At 65.9% G+C, this 18,110-nt stretch carries 17 protein-coding genes and 1 tRNA gene; 11 read left to right on the plus strand and 7 right to left on the minus strand.

Going from position 1 to position 18,110, the window contains the following annotated elements; translation table 11 throughout:
* Window positions 1–227 precede the first annotated feature (227 nt).
* The 5 genes from folC to AC07XB_RS30995 all read left to right on the plus strand — a co-directional run bounded on the left by folC (window position 228) and on the right by AC07XB_RS30995 (window position 6,232).
* Complete coding sequence (gene folC / locus AC07XB_RS30975) at window positions 228–1,538, plus strand: bifunctional tetrahydrofolate synthase/dihydrofolate synthase (RefSeq protein ID WP_492831306.1); 1,311 nt, start codon at window positions 228–230, stop codon at window positions 1,536–1,538.
* Between the two features lie 110 nt (window positions 1,539–1,648).
* Window positions 1,649–2,392 (plus strand): SPOR domain-containing protein, encoded by a 744-nt coding sequence (locus AC07XB_RS30980; RefSeq protein ID WP_150983122.1) that lies wholly within the window; start codon window positions 1,649–1,651, stop codon window positions 2,390–2,392.
* Window positions 2,393–2,470: 78 nt separating this feature from the next.
* Window positions 2,471–2,968, plus strand: coding sequence for a CvpA family protein (locus tag AC07XB_RS30985; RefSeq protein WP_183034345.1), 498 nt, complete (start codon window positions 2,471–2,473; stop codon window positions 2,966–2,968).
* A 98-nt stretch (window positions 2,969–3,066) separates the two neighbouring features.
* Complete coding sequence (gene purF / locus AC07XB_RS30990) at window positions 3,067–4,602, plus strand: amidophosphoribosyltransferase (protein ID WP_492376264.1); 1,536 nt, start codon at window positions 3,067–3,069, stop codon at window positions 4,600–4,602.
* A 424-nt stretch (window positions 4,603–5,026) separates the two neighbouring features.
* Entirely contained in the window at window positions 5,027–6,232 is a 1,206-nt protein-coding gene (locus AC07XB_RS30995; RefSeq protein WP_492813790.1) for an O-succinylhomoserine sulfhydrylase, read from the plus strand.
* A 29-nt stretch (window positions 6,233–6,261) separates the two neighbouring features.
* Here the strand turns inward: AC07XB_RS30995 and AC07XB_RS31000 are convergent, their stop codons facing one another.
* From AC07XB_RS31000 to nodI, 3 genes are all read right to left on the minus strand, one after another.
* Window positions 6,262–6,492: a hypothetical protein gene (locus tag AC07XB_RS31000; RefSeq protein ID WP_174425061.1), complete on the minus strand. Its 231-nt coding sequence runs from the start codon at window positions 6,490–6,492 to the stop codon at window positions 6,262–6,264.
* Between the two features lie 314 nt (window positions 6,493–6,806).
* Window positions 6,807–7,667, minus strand: a complete 861-nt coding sequence (locus AC07XB_RS31005) for an ABC transporter permease (RefSeq protein ID WP_492376262.1) — start codon at window positions 7,665–7,667, stop codon at window positions 6,807–6,809.
* A 24-nt stretch (window positions 7,668–7,691) separates the two neighbouring features.
* A complete protein-coding gene (nodI, locus tag AC07XB_RS31010; RefSeq protein ID WP_492376261.1) occupies window positions 7,692–8,603 on the minus strand; it encodes a nodulation factor ABC transporter ATP-binding protein NodI in 912 nt (303 codons plus the stop codon).
* 202 nt (window positions 8,604–8,805) lie between these two features.
* Here nodI and AC07XB_RS31015 point away from each other — a divergent pair, with 202 nt between their 5' ends.
* Together AC07XB_RS31015 and AC07XB_RS31020 are read left to right on the plus strand one after the other, a co-directional pair.
* Window positions 8,806–9,339 (plus strand): PaaI family thioesterase, encoded by a 534-nt coding sequence (locus AC07XB_RS31015; RefSeq protein WP_174425065.1) that lies wholly within the window; start codon window positions 8,806–8,808, stop codon window positions 9,337–9,339.
* A 97-nt stretch (window positions 9,340–9,436) separates the two neighbouring features.
* Window positions 9,437–10,054: a LysE family translocator gene (locus AC07XB_RS31020; RefSeq protein ID WP_174425066.1), complete on the plus strand. Its 618-nt coding sequence runs from the start codon at window positions 9,437–9,439 to the stop codon at window positions 10,052–10,054.
* Window positions 10,055–10,444: 390 nt separating this feature from the next.
* Here the strand turns inward: AC07XB_RS31020 and rpsU are convergent, their stop codons facing one another.
* Window positions 10,445–10,657 carry a 30S ribosomal protein S21 gene (rpsU, locus tag AC07XB_RS31025; RefSeq protein ID WP_006158571.1) on the minus strand — a complete coding sequence of 71 codons (213 nt, stop codon included), beginning with the start codon at window positions 10,655–10,657 and terminating at the stop codon, window positions 10,445–10,447.
* A gap of 34 nt (window positions 10,658–10,691) precedes the next feature.
* Complete coding sequence (locus AC07XB_RS31030; protein ID WP_006158572.1) at window positions 10,692–10,889, minus strand: cold-shock protein; 198 nt, start codon at window positions 10,887–10,889, stop codon at window positions 10,692–10,694.
* Between the two features lie 129 nt (window positions 10,890–11,018).
* Here AC07XB_RS31030 and AC07XB_RS31035 point away from each other — a divergent pair.
* Window positions 11,019–11,094 (plus strand) — tRNA-Met (locus tag AC07XB_RS31035).
* Between the two features lie 201 nt (window positions 11,095–11,295).
* Here the strand turns inward: AC07XB_RS31035 and AC07XB_RS31040 are convergent.
* Window positions 11,296–12,624 carry an ATP-binding protein gene (locus AC07XB_RS31040; protein ID WP_492831305.1) on the minus strand — a complete coding sequence of 443 codons (1,329 nt, stop codon included), beginning with the start codon at window positions 12,622–12,624 and terminating at the stop codon, window positions 11,296–11,298.
* Complete coding sequence (locus tag AC07XB_RS31045) at window positions 12,625–13,359, minus strand: response regulator (RefSeq protein WP_150983133.1); 735 nt, start codon at window positions 13,357–13,359, stop codon at window positions 12,625–12,627.
* Window positions 13,360–13,596: 237 nt separating this feature from the next.
* Here AC07XB_RS31045 and AC07XB_RS31050 point away from each other — a divergent pair, with 237 nt between their 5' ends.
* From AC07XB_RS31050 to AC07XB_RS31060, 3 genes are read left to right on the plus strand one after another with little or no spacing between them, the layout of a single operon-like run.
* Entirely contained in the window at window positions 13,597–14,349 is a 753-nt protein-coding gene (locus AC07XB_RS31050) for a MipA/OmpV family protein (protein ID WP_492831304.1), read from the plus strand.
* 10 nt (window positions 14,350–14,359) lie between these two features.
* Complete coding sequence (locus AC07XB_RS31055; protein WP_492831303.1) at window positions 14,360–15,556, plus strand: SDR family oxidoreductase; 1,197 nt, start codon at window positions 14,360–14,362, stop codon at window positions 15,554–15,556.
* On the plus strand, window positions 15,553–17,958 hold the full coding sequence (locus AC07XB_RS31060; RefSeq protein ID WP_492831302.1) for a penicillin acylase family protein: 2,406 nt from the start codon (window positions 15,553–15,555) through the stop codon (window positions 17,956–17,958). Before AC07XB_RS31055 ends, AC07XB_RS31060 begins: the two co-directional genes overlap by 4 nt.
* The last annotated feature ends 152 nt before the right edge of the window (window positions 17,959–18,110 follow it).

The raw sequence follows: 18,110 nt of genomic DNA on the forward strand, positions 1-18,110 counted from the left end.
CTTCTTTGCCTACTTTCTTGGCAAGACAAGAAAGTAGGTCGCCGCCCCGCAGGGGTGGTGAAACTGCAGTTGAAGTTGCCTTTGACGTTAGACCTTTGACTTACCCCAACACGCCCCAACATCACCCCTACGCAAATCCAAACTCAGCCAATCCGCCCGCAAAAGAACCACTTACCCCAAAACCGGCTCCAATAAGCCACTCCCCCGATTAACGCCGTCTCCCCACCATGCCTATCTTCCCCTCCCTCCCCGAATGGCTAACCCATCTCGAATCCGCCCACCCGGTCGGCATCGACATGGGCCTGGCGCGCATCACCCGCGTCAAGGAGGCCCTGGGGCTGCGCATCGATGCGGTGGTGTTCACCGTCGGCGGCACCAACGGCAAGGGGTCCACCTGCGCCATGCTGGAGCGCATCCTGCTTGAGGCGGGCTACAAGGTGGGTTGCCATACGTCGCCGCACCTGATGGCGTTCAACGAGCGTGCGCGCATCAATGGCGAGTTCGCCACCGACGCGCAGCTGTTGCCGCATTTCGAGGCGGTGGAGCGGGCGCGCACGAGCTTTGCGGATCCGGTGAGCCTGACGTATTTCGAGTTCACCACGCTGGCCATCATCCATGCGTTCGCCGCGGCGGGTTTGGATGCCATGATCCTGGAGGTGGGGCTGGGCGGCCGGCTGGATGCGGTGAACGTGATCGATACCGATTGCGCCATCGTGACCAGCGTGGATATCGACCACACAAATTACCTGGGCGATACGCGCGAGAAGATCGGCTACGAGAAGGCGGGGATCTTCCGTCCGGGCGTGCCGGCCATCGTGGCGGATCCGGTGCCGCCGCAGTCGGTGATCGACCATGCCGTGGCGATCGGCGCGGATCTCTGGCTGGTGGGCCGGGACTTCCATCAGCAGGCCTCCAAGGGCCAGGAGCGTCAGCAGTGGGACTGGAGCAGCCGCGAGCGCAAGCTCAACGGGCTGGGCTATCCCGCGTTGCGCGGCGCCAACCAGTTGCTCAACGCTTCGGCTGCGCTGGCGGCGCTGCAGGCGATGCGCCCGCGGCTGCCGGTGAGTGCACAGGAAGTGCGCAACGGCTTGGCCTTCGTGGAGTTGCCGGGGCGCTTCCAGGTCATGCCGGGGCGCCCGACGGTGATCCTGGATGTGGCGCATAACCCGCATGCGGCTGCCACGCTTGGCCAGAACCTCGACAACATGGGCTTCTTCCGCTACACCTACGCGGTGTTCGGCGCGATGGAGGACAAGGACATCGCCGGCGTGCTGCGGCATCTGGCCGACAGGGTCGACCACTGGTGCCTGGCTGATCTGCCGACGGCGCGCGCGGCCAGCGCGGCGGACCTGCTGGAGAAGCTGGAAGAGGGCGGTTTCCATCCGGGGCCAGATGTCACGGCAGCCTGCTTTGCCAGCCCGGAGGCGGCTTACCGGGATGCCCTCGGCAGAGCGACCGAGGATGATAGAATTCTGGTCTTCGGATCGTTCTACACCGTGGCGGGCGTGATGGCATATCGCGCCACCCGGGCAAATTGAGTCGCGCGGCCGCCGGGCAGTTTTCCGGGGCTAACACCGGGGCAAATCGCCGCGCAATCTGAGCGACAATTTCAACGGCCGGTTTTACGGCCGTCGCACCGAACCAATCTATGGGCCTGCTTTCGCTGTTTTCTTCCCGCAAGGGCAACGCCCCGGCACCGGAGCGTGGGCGCCGCTCGCGTTCGGACCCGGGGGCAGGCATCGCGTCGTCGCGGCGCCTGGCCGAGGAGTACGCGGACGACACGCTCGACCCCGAGTTTCCGCAAAAGCAGCGGGCGCGCCGGCGCCTGATCGGCGCGGTGGTGCTGATGGCGGCTGCCGTCATCGTGCTGCCGATCGTCTTCGAGACCCAGCCAAGGCCGGTCGTCGACAATATCGCGGTCAAGATCGATGGTGGCCCGGGGGGCGCCGCGGGCAAGGTGAAGCCTGATGCCCGCAAGGCGGATCCGTTGCCGCCCGCGCCGCAATCCAAGCTCGATAGCCAGGCGCTCGATGCCGGCGAGGAACTGGTTGCCGATTCGGCAGCGGCCAAGCCGGCCGCTGCGGCTACCGTCGCAGCGACCGCGGCAGCGCCTGCCGAGAAAATCGCCGACAAGCCGGCCACCCCCGCAGCCAAGCCGGGCAGCGGCAAGTTCCTGGTGCTGATCGGCGCGTTCTCCTCGGAGGAGAAGGCCAAGCTCTGGCTGAGCAAGCTCAAGGCAGGCAAGGTGCCCGCCTATATCGAGAAGAAGGTGTTGGCTGACGGCGAGCGTGTGCTGCTGCGTGCCGGTCCTTTTTCGGATCGCGACGCGGCTGACGCCGCCGAGAAGCGGGTGCGCGCCGCGGGCCTGACCGCCAAGGTGATCGAACAGTAAAGCCCGGCGCGGGCTGGTTGCCCCATGAGCCCCACTATCCTCATTACCCAGCCGCCGCACCGGGACACCGTATTACGCATGCAGCCGACTTTTTTCGATTACAGCGTTGTTTTCATCCTTATCGCCTCGGGCCTGATCGGCGTGCTGCGCGGGCTGGTGCGGGAAGTGCTATCGCTGATCGGCTGGGTGGTGGCGTTCCTGGTGGCCTACCACTTCGCCGGCACCGCGGCAGGCTGGATCCCCGAATCGGTGCCCGGTGGGCAGCTGGCGCGCAGCGCGCTGGGCTTCGCGGTGGTCTTCATCGGTACCGTGATCGCCGCGGCACTGGCCGGCACGGTGCTGGGCCAGTTGCTGGAGAGCACCGGGCTCAAGCCCGCCGACCGTGGCCTCGGGCTGGTGTTCGGGCTGCTGCGCGGCGCGCTGGTGGTGATGTTCGTGGTGACCGTGGCTGGGTTCACCAAGCTGCCTGAGGAAGCATTCTGGCGCGATGCGCTGTCCCGGCCCTACGTGATGCAGGCGATGGAGTCGCTGCGGCCCTGGCTGCCTCCCGAAGTCGCCAAATACGTCAAGACATGACATGAGGCCGGGCAGACCCGCCCGGCTGGTAGTACGCGGGCTCCTCCCTGAAGGGCGGGGCCGCCCCCTGATTCAAACGCCTTTCCTGGGAGCTTGGCATGTGCGGTATCGTCGGTGTGGTTTCATCCACGCCCGTTAACCAATTGATTTACGACAGCCTGCTGCTGTTGCAACACCGCGGACAGGATGCAGCCGGCATCGCTACCGCAAACGGCAGCACCTTCCACATGCACAAGGCCAACGGCCTGGTGCGCGACGTGTTTCGCACGCGCAATATGCGCGGCCTGCCGGGTGCCGCCGGCATCGGCCAGGTGCGTTACCCCACCGCCGGTTCGGCCTCGAGCGAGGAAGAAGCCCAACCGTTCTACGTCAATGCGCCCTACGGCGTGATCCTGGCCCACAACGGCAACCTGACCAACTGGAAACAGTTGCACGAGGAGCTGTTCAGCCGCGACCGCCGCCACATCAACACGCACTCCGACACCGAAGTGCTGCTCAACGTGCTGGCCGACGAGCTGCAGCGTGCCAGCAGCGGCCTGGCGCTGGATCCGCCCACGATCTTCAAGGCCGTGGCCGGCATGCACCGCCGCGTGCGTGGCTCGTACGCCATCGCCGCGCAGATCGCTGGCTACGGCATGCTGGCCGTGCGCGATCCGTTTGGCATCCGTCCGTTGTGCCTGGGCAGCGTGGAAACGCCGACCGGCAAGGAGTGGATGGTGGCGTCGGAGTCGGTGGCGCTCGAAGGCATCGGCTACAAGCTCGAGCGCGATGTGGAGCCTGGCGAGGCTATCTTCATCGACCTCGACGGCAAGCTCTACACCCAGCAGTGCGCGGATAATCCCGTGCTTACGCCGTGCATCTTCGAGTACGTCTACCTGGCCCGCCCGGATTCGTGCATCGATGGCGTGCCCGTCTACGACGCGCGCCTGCGCATGGGCGACTACCTGGCCGAGAAGATCCGCCGCGAAGTCTCCGCGGGTGACATCGACGTGGTGATGCCGATTCCCGACTCCAGCCGTCCGGCCGCGATGCAGGTGGCCAACAAGCTGGGCGTGAACTACCGCGAGGGCTTCTTCAAGAACCGTTATATCGGCCGCACCTTCATCATGCCCGGCCAGGCGGTGCGCAAGAAGTCGGTGCGCCAGAAGCTCAACGCCATGGGCGTGGAGTTCAAGGGCAAGAACGTGCTGATCGTGGACGATTCCATCGTGCGCGGCACCACGTCTTTCGAGATCGTGCAGATGGCGCGCGAAGCCGGCGCCAACAAGGTGATCTTTGCCTCGGCCGCGCCGCCGGTGAAGTTCCCCAACGTGTACGGCATTGATATGCCCACCCGCAGCGAGCTGGTTGCCTATGGCCGCACGGATGAAGAAATCGCCCGCATCATCGGCGCCGACAAGCTGGTTTACCAGGACGTCGAAGCCATGAAGCAGGCCGTGCGTGACATCAACCCCAAGCTGAACGACTTCGATGCCTCGTGTTTCGATGGCCGTTACGTCACAGGTGATATCGACGAAGCCTACCTGGAGCGCCTGGAAACCGCGCGCAGCCAGGCCGATCGCGATGGCACCGGTGGCCTTGGCGATAGCGAGCGCTCGCAACTGCACTTGCAACGCTCCGGCGGCAACGAGTAAGACGGCGCACGCCCGCAATCGCCGTGATGACCGGCGTGGAGTTGACGAGAAGCGAGGCCCGGCCGTAACATTGCCGGGCGTCGATTTGATTGTCAGCTTGCGGACGCGGGTACTGCCGGAGCGATAGGTTGATCGTTGGTGTTGATCATTGCTCGCGGAACAGGAAATTGCCCGTCACAGGGAAATGCCCGAAACAGCTAAAGCGGAACGCCGGCTTCCCGGTTGTGCGCACCACAGGCACATTGGCAAGCCGGATTCCCGCCGCAGCGCGGGGCCTATCCCAACGAACACAAGCAGCCCGTCGATTCGGCCCCCGGCCAAAGATCGCACGGGCTTTTTTATTGCTGCCGCCGGCGCGCAGCCGGGGCAGCCAGGCTACCACCACTTACACGGATAACCGCGCGGGTACCACCGCCTCCCCATCATGAACGAACCGCTTCCCCTCGACTCCCTTGGCATCGATACGCTTGGCGTGCGTGCCGGCACCATGCGCAGCGAGTTCATGGAGCACTCGGAGGCGATGTACCTGACCTCCAGCTTCTGCTTCAACAGCGCTGCCGAGGCCGCGGAGCGCTTCGCCAATTCGGAGTCGGGCTTCACCTACTCGCGCTTCACCAACCCCACGGTAGCGATGTTCCAGAGCCGCCTGGCGGCGCTGGAAGGCGCCGAGGCGTGCATGGCAACCGCATCCGGGATGAGCGCGATCATGTCGATCGTGATGTCTGCGATGCAAGCGGGCGATCACCTGGTCAGCTCGCGCGCCATCTTCGGCTCCACCATGACGCTGTTCTCCAACATCTTCGCCAAATTCGGCGTGGAAACCACCTTTGTCGATGGCACCGACCTGGCGGCCTGGCGCGCGGCGGTCAAGCCGAACACCAAGCTGTTCTTCCTGGAAACGCCGTCCAACCCGCTCACCGAAGTGGCCGACATCGCCGCGGTGGCGGACATTGCCCACAACGCTGGCGCGCTGCTGGTGGTGGATAACTGCTTCTGTTCGCCGGCGTTGCAGCAGCCGATGAAATTCGGCGCCGATATCGTGGTCCACTCGGCCACCAAGCATATCGACGGGCAGGGCCGCGTGCTGGGCGGCGCGGTGCTGGGCTCGCACGATTTCATCATGGGCAAGGTGTTCCCCTTCGTGCGCACGGCCGGGCCGACGCTGTCGGCATTCAACGCCTGGGTGCTGCTCAAGGGCATGGAAACGCTGGCGATCCGCATGGAGCGCCACAGCCAGAGCGCGCTGGCACTGGCCGAGTTCCTGGAGTCGCATCCGGCGGTCGCGCGCGTATATCACCCGGCGCTGAAGTCCCACCCGCAGTACGAGGTGGCCCAGCGCCAGCAAAGCGGCGGCGGCGCCATCGTGTCGTTCGAACTCAAGGGGGATACCCCGGAGCAGCAGCGCGCCAATGCCTGGCGCGTGATCGACAACACGCGCGTGTGCTCGATCACCGGCAACCTGGGCGATACGCGCACCACCGTGACCCATCCCTACACGACCACGCATGGACGCGTCAGCCCGCAAGCCAAGGCGGCCGCGGGCATCGGCGAAGGGCTGATCCGCCTGGCTGTCGGCCTCGAATCGGTAGCAGACCTGAAGGCGGACTTGCTGCGCGGCCTGCAGGGCTGAAGCGTCAGGGCGCCAAGGCGCCCGAGCGCTCAGTGCGCCGGCACGGCGTCGTCGCCGCTGCCGGCCACGGCCTTGACCCCGGCCTTGGTCACGTCGTAGGTCGTCTCGACCACGGTCGATCCCACGCTCACTGCCGCGGAGCCAACCGTGGCCACGGTAGAGACCGCAGCACTGCCCACTGCCACAGTGGCGCCAACCACGCTGCAAGCGGCCATTGCGCCGCACAGGCTCAAAGCGGCCAACGTTGCAGCAGCGCGCATGACGCGGCTCTCCTGCGGCTCTTTCTTCGCTGGCGCGACGCGGACGTACATTGGAAATGGCATGGACACTGCTCGCGCTTGCGGGACGGTGGAGGTGATGTGGGCGGCCGGCCTCAGGTTTCCAGGGACACCGGACACCTTGCGCCGTGCCCGGCATCATACTCTCCCCCGGGCCGCTCGCTACCGCTATTCGCCCGCCAGCGCCACCACCGGATCCAGCCCCGCCGCCCACGTTGAGCGCCAAGGAGACGTCCCGCGCCAGGGGCAATGTCCGGCGCGGGCGCTCGCGGCAGTCCCTTCCCTCTACCGCAACCTCAGCGCAGCAAGCGCCGGCGCAGCAGCATCAGCGCCACGACCAGCGCCACGGCTGCGTAGGCACCGAGCACGATCAGGTGCAGCGCCAGGTTGTCGACCGGGCGCCCCAGCATGATGGGGCGGATCAACGCCACGGCATGCGCCAGCGGCAGCACCTGCGTGGCGGCCTGCGCGCCTGCGGGCAATTGCTCCAGCGGGAAGAACACGCCGGAGAGCAGCAGCATCGGCGTCATCACCAGCGTCTGGTAGAACATGAAGAAGTCGTAGCTGGGCGCCAGCGCCGTGACGATCATGGCCAGGCTGGCAAACGCGATGCCCGCCAGCACGATCACGGGCAGCGCCAGCAGCGCGCCCGGCAACTGCGCATAACCCAGCACGCCGGCCACCAGCATGATGGCCATGCCCGACAGCACCGCCTTGCTCGCGGCCCACATGATCTCGCCCAGCACCACGTCGCCGAGCGTCAGCGGCGCATGCATGATGGCTTCCCAGGTGCGCTGTACATGCATGCGCGAGAAGGCGGAATACATCGACTCGAAGCTCGCCGACATCATCACGCTGGACGCCGTGGTGCCAGCCGCGAGAAAGGCGATGTAGGACACGCCGTTGACCTGTCCCACCAGCAGGCCGAGCCCGAGGCCAAGCCCGAACAGGTAAATCATCGGATCGGCCAGGTTGCCGATCATCGAGGGAATCGCCAGCTTTTTCCACACCATGAAGTTGCGGTACCAGACCATGGTCCAGTTGCGCATGTTCATCGGCAGCAGCGGCTGCGGGTAATGCTGCCGCGGCGCGGCGCCAGGGCGCGCCGCGGTGGCGGCGGCCGGCGCGACGGCGGGGCGGGGGTCTTGTTCGCTCATGTTCATTCCGTTGTCAGTCTGGCCTCAGTCCCGCATCTCGCGGCCGGTCAGCTTGAGGAAGACGTCTTCCAGGTTGGCGGGGCGGTGCAGGTAACGCACGCCACTGCGGCCGTGCAGCGCCGCCAGCAATGGCGCGGGCTCCTTGACGTAGCAAAACAGCGTCTCACCGCTCATCTCTGTGCGCGTCGCCAGCGGGTGCAGCTCGCCGCGCAGGGGCGCCAGGTTGTCGCCATACACTTCCACCACGTCGCAGCCGATCTGGCTGTCGATCAGTTCATGCGGCTTGCCTTCGGCAATCTTGCGGCCGCTGTCGATCACGCACAGGTAGTTGCACAGGCGCTCGGCTTCTTCCATGAAGTGCGTGGTCAGCAGGATGGTCTTGCCGTTGGCCAACAGCGACTTCAGGCGCTCCCAGATCAGGTGGCGCGCCTGCGGGTCCAGCCCCGTGGTGGGCTCGTCCATCACCAGCAGGTCGGGGTCGTTGATCAAGGCGCGCGCCACCGTCAGCCGCCGGCGCATGCCGCCCGACAGGTCTCTTACCTGCGCCTTGGCACGGCTCTCCAGTCGCGCGAATTCCAGCAGCGCCGGCACGCGCGCCTCGATCACGGCGCGCTCCAGGCCGAAGTAACGGCCAAAGATGCGCAGGTTCTCCACCACGGTGAAATCGGGATCGAGGTTATCGAACTGCGGCACCACGCCCACCCGCATGCGGGCCTGCGGCGCACGTTGTGGAATCGGCTCGCCGCACAGCGTGAGCGTGCCGGACGCCGGCGTGGTCAGTCCCAGCAGCAAGCGCAGCGTGGTGGTCTTGCCGGCGCCGTTCGGGCCCAGCAGGCCGAAGCACTGGCCGCGCTGCACGCTCAGGCTGAGATCGTCGACCACGACGGTGTCGCCGTATTGCTTGCTTACATTGCGTAGTTCAAGAATGGCAGTCAAGGCAGGAGCGGGAGTTGGGCGCGCCGCGGGCGCAATATCCATCATTATGCAGGCAGCTGCGCGGATGCTCTGTGGCGCGCTGCAGCAAGAATTCGTGGATGCGGTTATCTTGCTGGTTCGCGCCGGGGCGCGCCTGCCGGAAAAAGTTGCTGCGTGCACGGGACACAAAAACAGATCAGAGCGGATCATGGAAACAAAGCAGATGAGTGCGCAAGACACCCTGGCACAGTGGCAGGAGGCGGAACGACTGGCGCGCGCCAGGCTGGGAGGACCGGGTGTGGCAACGCTCGCGCAGTTGAGCGAACGTGCCGGGCTGCAGTTCTTCGAGGACATGCTGGCCGGCAAGCTGCCGGGTGCGCCGATTGCGCAACTGATGGACTTCTTCCCGGTGGAGTTCGAAGCGGGACGCTTCGTCTTCCAGGGCACACCTGGCCCCCAGCATTACAACCCGATCGGCAGCGTGCACGGTGGCTATGCCGCGACCTTGCTCGATTCCTGCGTGGGTTGCGCTGTCCATACCATGCTGCCGGCCGGCAAGGGCTACACCACCCTGGAGCTGAAGGTGAACTACGTGCGCCCGCTGACCGCCAAGACCGGTCCGATTCGCGCGGAGGGCAAGGTCATCAGCCTGACCACGCAGATCGGGATTGCCGAGGGCCGCATCGTCGACACGCAGGGCAAGCTCTACGCTTACGCCACTACCACCTGCCTGGTTTTTCCGATGCCGGCTGGCTGAGACGTGGCAGGGCCGGCGCCGCTGTCACCGGCAAGCCACGTTGCTTATACTGATGCGTCACCCGCAGGGTGCCCAATCAACGAAACCTGGAGTTGCAATGTCCTTCGAGCACTGGCTGGCCTTTGTGTTGACAAGCATCGTCGTACTGATCATTCCCGGCCCGACCATCCTGCTGGTGATTGGCGATGCGCTTGCCCATCGTGGCCGCTCCGCCTATGCCACCGTGGCTGGCGTTGCTGCGGGCGACCTGACCGCGTTCACGCTGTCGATGGCCGGCCTCGGCGCAGTGCTGGCCACCTCGGCGGCCTTGTTCACGGCATTGAAGTGGGCCGGTGCGGCTTATCTTGTCTACCTGGGCATCCAGGCCTTGCGCGGCGCCTCGCGTGCCGGCGCCATGGCGGTCACGGCACAGTCCGGGAGCAGCCGCCAGCGCTTTGCCAAGGCATGGCTGGTCACCGCGCTGAATCCCAAGAGCATCGTGTTCTTCGTGGCCTTCGTGCCGCAGTTCCTTGACGCGCGCCTGGCCTTCTGGCCGCAGGCCGTGGTGCTGATTCCCACCTTCGTGGTGATGGCGACCGCCAACGCGGCTGTCTACGCGCTGCTGGCGCGTGCGCTGGCCAAGCGCCTCACTACCCAGCGCGCCCAGGCCAATGTACAGCGCGCGGGCGGCATCACGTTGATTGGTGCGGGCGCGCTGATTGCGGCGCGCAGCTGACGCGGGGGGCGTTGCCGACCAAGCGGGCCGCCATGCATAGTGCGGCCTGTTTGTTGCCAGTCGCAGCGGCAAGTGCCGTAGCATTAACGCGAGGCAACGCGGCAGTAGCACATACGTGCGTCTGGAACCATTAAAAAGCGAAGAGGGGAGTAAAAGTGCTGGCCGTGTCGCACGCAAAGGGCGAACGCAAGCATAGCGCCGGCCGCGCTCGATCCGATTGGAGCGATGGGCAGGGCGGTATCAGGGCCGGTCGGCGGTTGTCAGGCCACGAAGGGCCGGACATCCGACGGCGCCGCTAAAACAAGAAAAATCCGCCAGGCAATGACTGGCGGATTTATGCGGCCTGCGGCAGAAACGCGTCGAAGCGCGCTCGCCGCTTGCTGTGCCGAATCAGTACATCTTCTTCGGCAACATCTGCATGCGCAGGCGTTTGCGAAGGCGCGATTCCGCGGCTTTCTTCTTGCGCTTGCGCTCGGTCGTGGGCTTCTCGTAAGCGGTACGGCTCTTGAGTTCAACGATCAGGCCGGTCTGGAGGATGGCCCGACGGAAACGCCGCATTGCAACTTCAACGGGCTCACCTGGTTTCAAGACGATCTTAGTCAATTCTGTCCTTTAGCTTTGCCGCAAAGCGGCGGGTTCAAACGGGGGAAACATTGGCCGCTTCAGGACCCTTCTTGCCCTGTTGCGACTGGTATTGCACTCGCTGGTTATCTTGCAGCGGAGCACCCCCGCGAACCTGAGAGATGTGGACGAACAAGTCCTTGCCACCAGCGTCCGGGGTGATGAAGCCAAAACCCTTCTGGGCGTTGAAGAACTTGACGGTACCAGTTTCCATGGAAAAATCCTTTTTTGAGCGCAAAGAATGCGCCCACTTGCTTTTACACGTTTACGTAAACGCTGTCAAGAAAGCGTGCCGGAAAAGCTATGCAAATCCGTCAGGGTGGCGTATAGTACGCCCCTCTGACGCGGGGTGGAGCAGTTGGCAGCTCGTCGGGCTCATAACCCGAAGGTCGCAGGTTCAAGTCCTGCCCCCGCAACCAGACCGTATTCTACTAAAAAGCCTGCCCGGAGTCCCGGCAGGCTTTTTGTTTTGTTGCGCGGGCAGATTCCGTCACTACCGCGTTACGACTGCGCCGTCAGGCCGGAAAACGCCATCGCCAGCCAGCCGGCGGCGGCGCAGGCGCCCATCCACGCGAGCAGTACGGTAACAATCGTCGACCATTTCATGGGGGGGCGGCTCCTCAACTCGCCGGCTTGCCGGGCGTGGCGGGCTCGTCCATGGCTGGCAAGCTGATCACAAAGCGCGCGCCGCCCTCGCTGCTGCTGTCCAGCCTGACTTGGCCGCCATGCAGCAGCGCGATGCGCCGCACAATGGCCAGCCCCAGGCCGAACCCCCCGGTATGACGGTTGCGGCTGGAATCGGGCCTGTGGAAGGGCTCGAAAATGCGGGCGCGCTCCTCCGGCGCAATGCCGGGGCCATCGTCCTCCACAGTCAGGGTCAAGGCGCCTGCCGCGTCGGTCTCGGCGTGCAAGTGGATGGCGCTGCGCGCGTAGCGGGTGGCGTTGCGGCAGAGGTTGAGCAGCGCCCGCGCCACCAGCCGCGGATCGCAGACGTGATGGGGCGCCGGGCCGCTGGCGTAGGCCGACAGCGTGAGCTTGTTATCCGCCACCTCGTCGGCCACGCTGGCCGCGACACTGTCGATCAGCTCACTCACTGATACGCGCATCAGCATCATCGGCGCCGCGCCTTGCTCGAGCTGGCCTAGCGTCAGCAGCTCGGTGACCAGCTCGTCGAGCTCGCGCACGTCGCGGCGCAGGTCTTCCAGCCGCAGCACCTGGCGCGCCTGCTCCGCTTCGCCGGTGCCGGCCGACTGCAGCAGCGCGATGCCGAACTCCAGCCGCGCGATGGGCGTCTTCAGCTCGTGCGAGATGCCGTGCATCATTTCGCGCTGGTGCACGATCGAGGCTTCGATCTGTTCGGCCATCTCATTGAATTGCCCGGCGAGTGCGGAGATGTTGGAGCGCCGGGGCAGGTTGGCCCGGGTCGACAGCTTGCCGTTGCCGAAATCCCTCGCCGCCTGCTGCAGCTTGTCCAGGTCGCGCCAGTGGTACCACACCCAGGCGATGATCGACAGCAAGGTTGCGAGGGCGATCAAGCCGTAGGCCAGCACCGAGATGTTGGTGTGGTCGTCTTCCTCGCTGTACGCGTGCAGGATCTGGCCATCGCGCAGCGGCAGGTAGTAGTGCTTGGCGTCCTGGCTCAGCACCAGCTTGCCGGCGGCTAGGTCGCTGCGCTGCTGCGCATCGAGATGCGTCAGGCTGGCGGCGTCGACCAGGTCAAACATCTCGCGCGAGTGCTTTTGCAGGATGGCAAGCGCGGCTTCGCGCTCGGGGCCCTGTTGCGGCCCGAGGAATTGGGAGAGCGTAAAGGCATAACCCTTGCGGTTTTCCCGTTCGGTCTCGGTGAAATGCTCATGGAACAGCGGGATAAACGTGTTGTTGATGACGGTCACTGCCCCGGCCGCGGCCAGGATCACCAGCAGATAGAGCTTGAGTAGCGAGCGGACCATTCATTCCTCCCATGCCGACGGGCTGAACAGGTAGCCGCGGCCCCAGATGGTCTTGATCTTGTGCGGCTCGGGCGAGGCATCCTCGAAGCGGCGGCGCAGCCGCGAGATGCCGGAGTCGACGGTGCGGTCGATGCCATCGAACTCGATGCCGCGCAATGCCTTGAGGATGTCGTCGCGGCTCAGCACGGTGCCGGCGGCGCGCGCCAGGATCAGCAGCAGGTTGAACTCGGTGGTTTTCAGGTCCACCTCCTGTCCGCGCCATGTCACCTGCCGGTTCGGCGGCGAGATCACCAGCGCGCCGAATACCAGTTCATGGTCCCGTTGCGCCGGCGTGGCGGTCTCGGCAACCCGCTCTGCGGCGGCTCGCCGTAGCAGGGCGCGGGCGCGCGCCACCAGCAGCCTCGGCTCGATGGGCTTGACCACATAGTCGTCGGCGCCGATCTCCAGCCCCGCCACCTGGTCATACGTATCGACGCGCGCGGTCAGGATCAGCACGGGCACACGCGAGAAAGCGCGAATGCCGCGGCACACCTCCATGCCATCCATATGCGGCAGCATCAGGTCGAGGATGACCAGTGCCGGCCGCAGGGCCTGGACGGCGGCCACCGCGATATCGCCGCGCCGCACCACCTCCACCACGAATTCGTAGTTGCCCAGATATTCGCTGACAAGCTGCGCGAGGCGATCATCGTCCTCGACCAGTAATACCTTGTACTTGGCCATGGTATCGCTCATGACAGGGCTCCCCGGGGCAGAAAAGTGCCGATTCTATCCGGCGAACGACTTGGTTTGGGTGCCGGAGACGCTTCAAGACAAATTTGCACAATTGAACAAGATTTCGCGCGATTTCAGGACAGACAGCCCGGCGCGCCATCCCTAATCTGCGTGCTTCGACATCAAGGCGGAGCATCCGTGCAAGAGCAAACAAGAAATCAGGGGGGCGTGGCAAGGTTGCCGGCAGCGTGCAAAGGCGTGCTTCTCGTGGCCGCGCTGGCGAGCCTGTGCCCGGCAGCGCATGCGGAAAGAACCTATTCCGTTGGCCTGGCCGCCGGCGCCGCACCGCGCTATGCGGGAAGCCGCGACTACCGGGCTGTCGGCGCACCAATACTGCGCGCCGACTTCGGCAACGGCGCCTTCATCGATATGCTGCAAGGCGCTGGCTATACCTACAAGTTCGGCAACGGCATGTTTGCCACCGCCTCGCTCGGCTACGCGCTGGGCCGTACCGACAAGAACCGCGTGGACCTGCCTGGCTCCGATCACCTGAAGGGCATGGGCGATATCCGCGGCTCGCTGATGGGTGCGTTCCAGCTCGGCGCGCGCGTGTACGGCGACACCACATTGAGCGTGACGCTGGACGCGCCGCTGACGCATCGCGAACGCGGGCTGAGCGGGCACATCGATCTGGTCATGCCGGTGATCCAGTCGGGCGCGCATATCGTGACGCTCGGTCCGAGCGTGCACTACGGCTCGGGCCGCTACATGCAGACCCTGTTCGGCGTGACCGATGCGCAGGCCGCCAACAGTGCCTTCAGTGCATATGCCCCCAAGGCCGGCTTCGACGCCGCGACGCTGTCGCTCGCATGGAACTACACCCTGTCCAAGGAATGGTCGGTGCGCACCCTGGTGGCGGCGACACGCCTGCTGGGGGACGCCGCGAAAAGCCCGATCGTGCAGAGCAAGCAGTCGTACTTCGGCATGAGCTCGATCAACTATACGTTCTGAGGAGAACGCCATGATGTGGGATTGGCACGCCAGCCTGCCCGCGCAGGATCTCGCCGCCCGTGCGCGTGCCTGCGAGACACGCCTGCCCGGCGTCGACTCCCTGCTGCTGACCGGCGCCACCGGCTTTATCGGCGGCAATGTGATGGTGGCCGCCATCAACGCCGGCCTGGCCCGGCGCTTGCTCTGCCTGGTGCGCGGCGTGGATGCCGCGGGTGCACTGGCTCGCCTGCGCGAGAACGCCATCCAGTGCGGCCTGTTGCGCAGCCGGGTGGACTGGCTCACCGAAGACAACGTATTGCTTGGCGCGCTGGACAGCGATTTTGAGCCTGCCGCGCAGGCGCGCCTAGCTGGCGTCACCCATGTCATCAACTGCGCCGCGATGGCCTCGTTCTCCGCCGATGCGCAGGTCACGCGCATCAACGTGCAAGATACGTTGCGCTTTGCCTCGCGCTTCGCGGGCAGCGCAGCCTTGCAGCGCTTCATTCATGTCGGCACCGCGATGGCTTGCGGCACGCAGCGCGGGCCGAGGATTGCCGAGCGGGATGCTGGCCATGGCGGCACCAGCGATCTCAGCCACCTGGTGCCTTACACGCGCAGCAAGCAGGAAGTGGAGGTGCTGCTGCGCCACAGCTTGCCCGACCTGCCGCTGGTGGTGGCGCGTCCCTCCATCGTGGTGGGGCATACCGTGCTGGGCACGCAGCCCTCGGCCAGCATCTTCTGGCTCTTCCGGATCATCCATCAGTCGCGCCGCTATACCGCGGGCCCGCTTACCCGCATCGACGTGATCGCGGTGGACGACTGCGCGCGGGCGCTGCTGCGTCTCGCGGTCAAGCCCGAACTAGCTTTCGATGCCTACCATCTCTCGGCCGGCGCGCGCGCGCCCACTATCGCGCAGGTGATCGCCGCCATGGACGAGGCGGTCTCGAGCGATGGCGAGCCCGCTTATCGCAGGTGCCCGGCCAGCGAACTCCCCGCGCTGGCGAGCGACGTGGCGCGCAAGGAGCGCAACAGCAACCGGCGCCTGATCGAGCGCGCACTGCGGCTGTACTCGGGTTTTGCCGAGCTTGGCTATGTCTTCGACAACGGGCGCATCCGGCAGGAGATCGATTTCGAGCCCTTGTCGATCACGGACTATGTCAGCGAATGCATGCGCACGTCGCGCGGCGTTGGCATCCTCGAGCAGATGAGTTGGGATTTCAAGTCATGACGGGCATGCGTTGCGCCGTGGCCGCTTGCGTTGTCATTGGCCGTGGCATGGTGCTGGCCGGCGGGCTCAGTGCCGTGCTGGCCGCCTGCGGCAGCGGGGACGAGGGCGGGCAGGCACAGGGCGAGCGCTACCGCGCGCAGATTCGCCGCACGAGCTACGGTGTGCCGCATGTGATGGCCAACGATGAAGCGGGCCTGGGCTTCGGCGTGGGCTATGCGCAGGCGGAGGATAGCGTGTGCGTGCTGGCCGACCAGTTCCTGACAGTGGCGGGCGAGCGCGCGCGCTACCTGGGCGGCAGCGCAATGGCTGACCCGGACCGGCTCTTCGACAACCGCGGCTCCGATTTTTTCTACGCGCAGCTCAACCAGGCCAGCACGCTTGACGACGCGTGGCGCGCGCAGCCGCCCGAAGTGCGCCAACTGCTCATGGGCTATGCGGCGGGCTACAACCGCTTCCTGAAGGAAGCCGGCCGGCTGGCGTTGCCTCAGGCCTGCCGCAACGCGCCGTGGGTGCGGGATATCACCGAGCGCGACCTGTTGCGCCTGATGCGCTTCTACACCTCGCTGGACGGCGCGGTGGCTTTCGCCCCATGGTTGGTGGCTGCCGAGCCGCCGCGCGCCGATGCAGCGCCCGAGCCGGCGCGCCGTGCGCGGGTGGCGCTCGCGCAAGCGGCGGTGGCAGGGCGCGCGAGCGCCTATCGGACCGGCAGCAACGGCGTGGCCCTGGGCCGCGATGCTACCGAGAATGGCCAGGGCATGCTGCTGGGCAATCCCCACTTTCCCTGGCAAGGCATTACGCGCATGGTGCAGCTGCATCTCACGCTGCCGGGCCGCATGGATGTGATGGGCGCCACGCTGCCGGGCATCCCGCTGGTTGGCATCGGCTTCACGCGCGAGTTTGCCTGGACCCACACCACGACGTCCTCCGCGCATGAAACCTTGTTCGAGCTGGAGCTCGATCCGGCCGATCCCACGCGCTACCGCGTGGGCGGCGCCTACCGGCCGATGCGGCGCCAGCTGGTGACGATCGACGTGCGCCGCGCCGACGGCACCATCGCGCAAGAGTCGCACACGTTCTACTTAAGCGATTTCGGCATGGTGCTGGCGCTGCCGGACATCGTGCCAGGTTACGGCTGGACCACGGCCAAGGCCTACGCCTTGCGCGATGCCAATACCGAGAATCACCGGATGCTGGCCCAGTGGCATGCGATGAACAGTGCGCGTTCGCTGCGACAGCTCAGGGAGTCGGTCGAGCGTGTCCTGGGCAATCCGTGGAACAACACCATCGCGGTGGACAGCGGCGGCACGGCATTGTTCATGGCGGCAACGCCGGTGCCGAATGTCAGCGAGGCTCAGCTTGCCCAATGCGGGCGAGGCACGGCGGCAGGCAGGTTTGTGCTGCGCGGCACGCAGTTGTGCCATTGGGGCGATTATCCAGACACCCCGCAACGCGGCATCGTTGACGCCGCGCATCTGCCGGCCATCGAGCGCCACGACTACGTGCAGAACGCGAACGACAGCGCCTGGCTGACCCAGCCGGCCGCGCCGATCACCGGGTACTCGCCACTGGTGAGCCAGTCCGGCTATCCGCAAGGCGGGCGTACGCGCATTGGCATCGCGCAGCTGGAAGCCCGGCTCGCTGGCAGCGATGGCCTGCCGGGGCGCCGCATGACGCAGGCGCAGCTCAAGGACATGACCCTCAGCAATCGTGTGTACTTCGCGGAGCAGGTGATGGACGACGTGCTCGCGCTGTGCCGCACCACGCCGGTAGCGCAGACGCGCGATGGCGTGCCGGTCAGGCTGGGCGCCGCTTGCGAACGCCTGGCGCAATGGGACCGGAAGGCCGAGCTGGGCAGCAACATCGGCTATCTCTACTTCGAGAAATTCTTCGCAGCCATCAGCACGCAGCCCTCGGTCTGGGCCGTGCCATTCGATGCGCGCGACCCGGCCCGCACGCCGCGCGGCCTGAAGCTGGGCGATGCCGCCGTCGCGGGGCAGCTGCGGCGGGCGCTGGCCGACGCGGTGCATGCGGTGGATAGCACTGGCATGCGGCCCGATATCACCTGGGGCGAGGTGCAGGGCGCACAGCGCGGCACGCGCAGGGTTCCGATCCATGGTGGCGCCGATGCGCTGGGTGTCTACAACATGATGGAAACCCGGGATCTGCCCGATGGCAAGCGCGAGGTCGTGCATGGCACCAGTTACCTGCAAGTGGTGTCGTTCAGCGTTGCGGGGCCGCATGCCGAAGCGTTCCTTGCCTATTCGCAGTCGTCGGACCCGGCGTCGCCGCATGCAGCCGACCAGACCGAGCGTTTTTCCGGCAAGCGCTGGATTGCCTTGCCATTTACCGACGCGCAGATTAACGCCGACCCTGGTTTCAGCGAGAGGCAGATCGCGCAATGAAGGGGCCCCTGGCCGCGGCACGCTTGCCGGCCTGGCACTGGCGCGAACGTGATGCTGGCGGTACTTGCCGCCGGCGCATGAGCTAGGGCGAGGTAGGCCGGCACTGGCCGTGCCGGCCCGGCGAGCCGCGCGTGGCGTACCTTACGATGCGG

The organism is Cupriavidus sp. GW821-FHT02F09 (assembly GCF_059421605.1).

Coding starts and splice junctions, on each gene's coding strand:
- folC (WP_492831306.1), top strand. CDS start 228: ATGCCTATCTTCCCCTCCCTCCCCGAATGGCTAACCCATCTCGAATCC.
- AC07XB_RS30980 (WP_150983122.1), top strand. CDS start 1,649: ATGGGCCTGCTTTCGCTGTTTTCTTCCCGCAAGGGCAACGCCCCGGCA.
- AC07XB_RS30985 (WP_183034345.1), top strand. CDS start 2,471: ATGCAGCCGACTTTTTTCGATTACAGCGTTGTTTTCATCCTTATCGCC.
- purF (WP_492376264.1), top strand. CDS start 3,067: ATGTGCGGTATCGTCGGTGTGGTTTCATCCACGCCCGTTAACCAATTG.
- AC07XB_RS30995 (WP_492813790.1), top strand. CDS start 5,027: ATGAACGAACCGCTTCCCCTCGACTCCCTTGGCATCGATACGCTTGGC.
- AC07XB_RS31000 (WP_174425061.1), bottom strand. CDS start 6,492: ATGCGCGCTGCTGCAACGTTGGCCGCTTTGAGCCTGTGCGGCGCAATG.
- AC07XB_RS31005 (WP_492376262.1), bottom strand. CDS start 7,667: ATGAGCGAACAAGACCCCCGCCCCGCCGTCGCGCCGGCCGCCGCCACC.
- AC07XB_RS31015 (WP_174425065.1), top strand. CDS start 8,806: ATGAGTGCGCAAGACACCCTGGCACAGTGGCAGGAGGCGGAACGACTG.
- AC07XB_RS31020 (WP_174425066.1), top strand. CDS start 9,437: ATGTCCTTCGAGCACTGGCTGGCCTTTGTGTTGACAAGCATCGTCGTA.
- AC07XB_RS31030 (WP_006158572.1), bottom strand. CDS start 10,889: ATGGAAACTGGTACCGTCAAGTTCTTCAACGCCCAGAAGGGTTTTGGC.
- AC07XB_RS31040 (WP_492831305.1), bottom strand. CDS start 12,624: ATGGTCCGCTCGCTACTCAAGCTCTATCTGCTGGTGATCCTGGCCGCG.
- AC07XB_RS31045 (WP_150983133.1), bottom strand. CDS start 13,359: ATGAGCGATACCATGGCCAAGTACAAGGTATTACTGGTCGAGGACGAT.
- AC07XB_RS31055 (WP_492831303.1), top strand. CDS start 14,360: ATGATGTGGGATTGGCACGCCAGCCTGCCCGCGCAGGATCTCGCCGCC.
- AC07XB_RS31060 (WP_492831302.1), top strand. CDS start 15,553: ATGACGGGCATGCGTTGCGCCGTGGCCGCTTGCGTTGTCATTGGCCGT.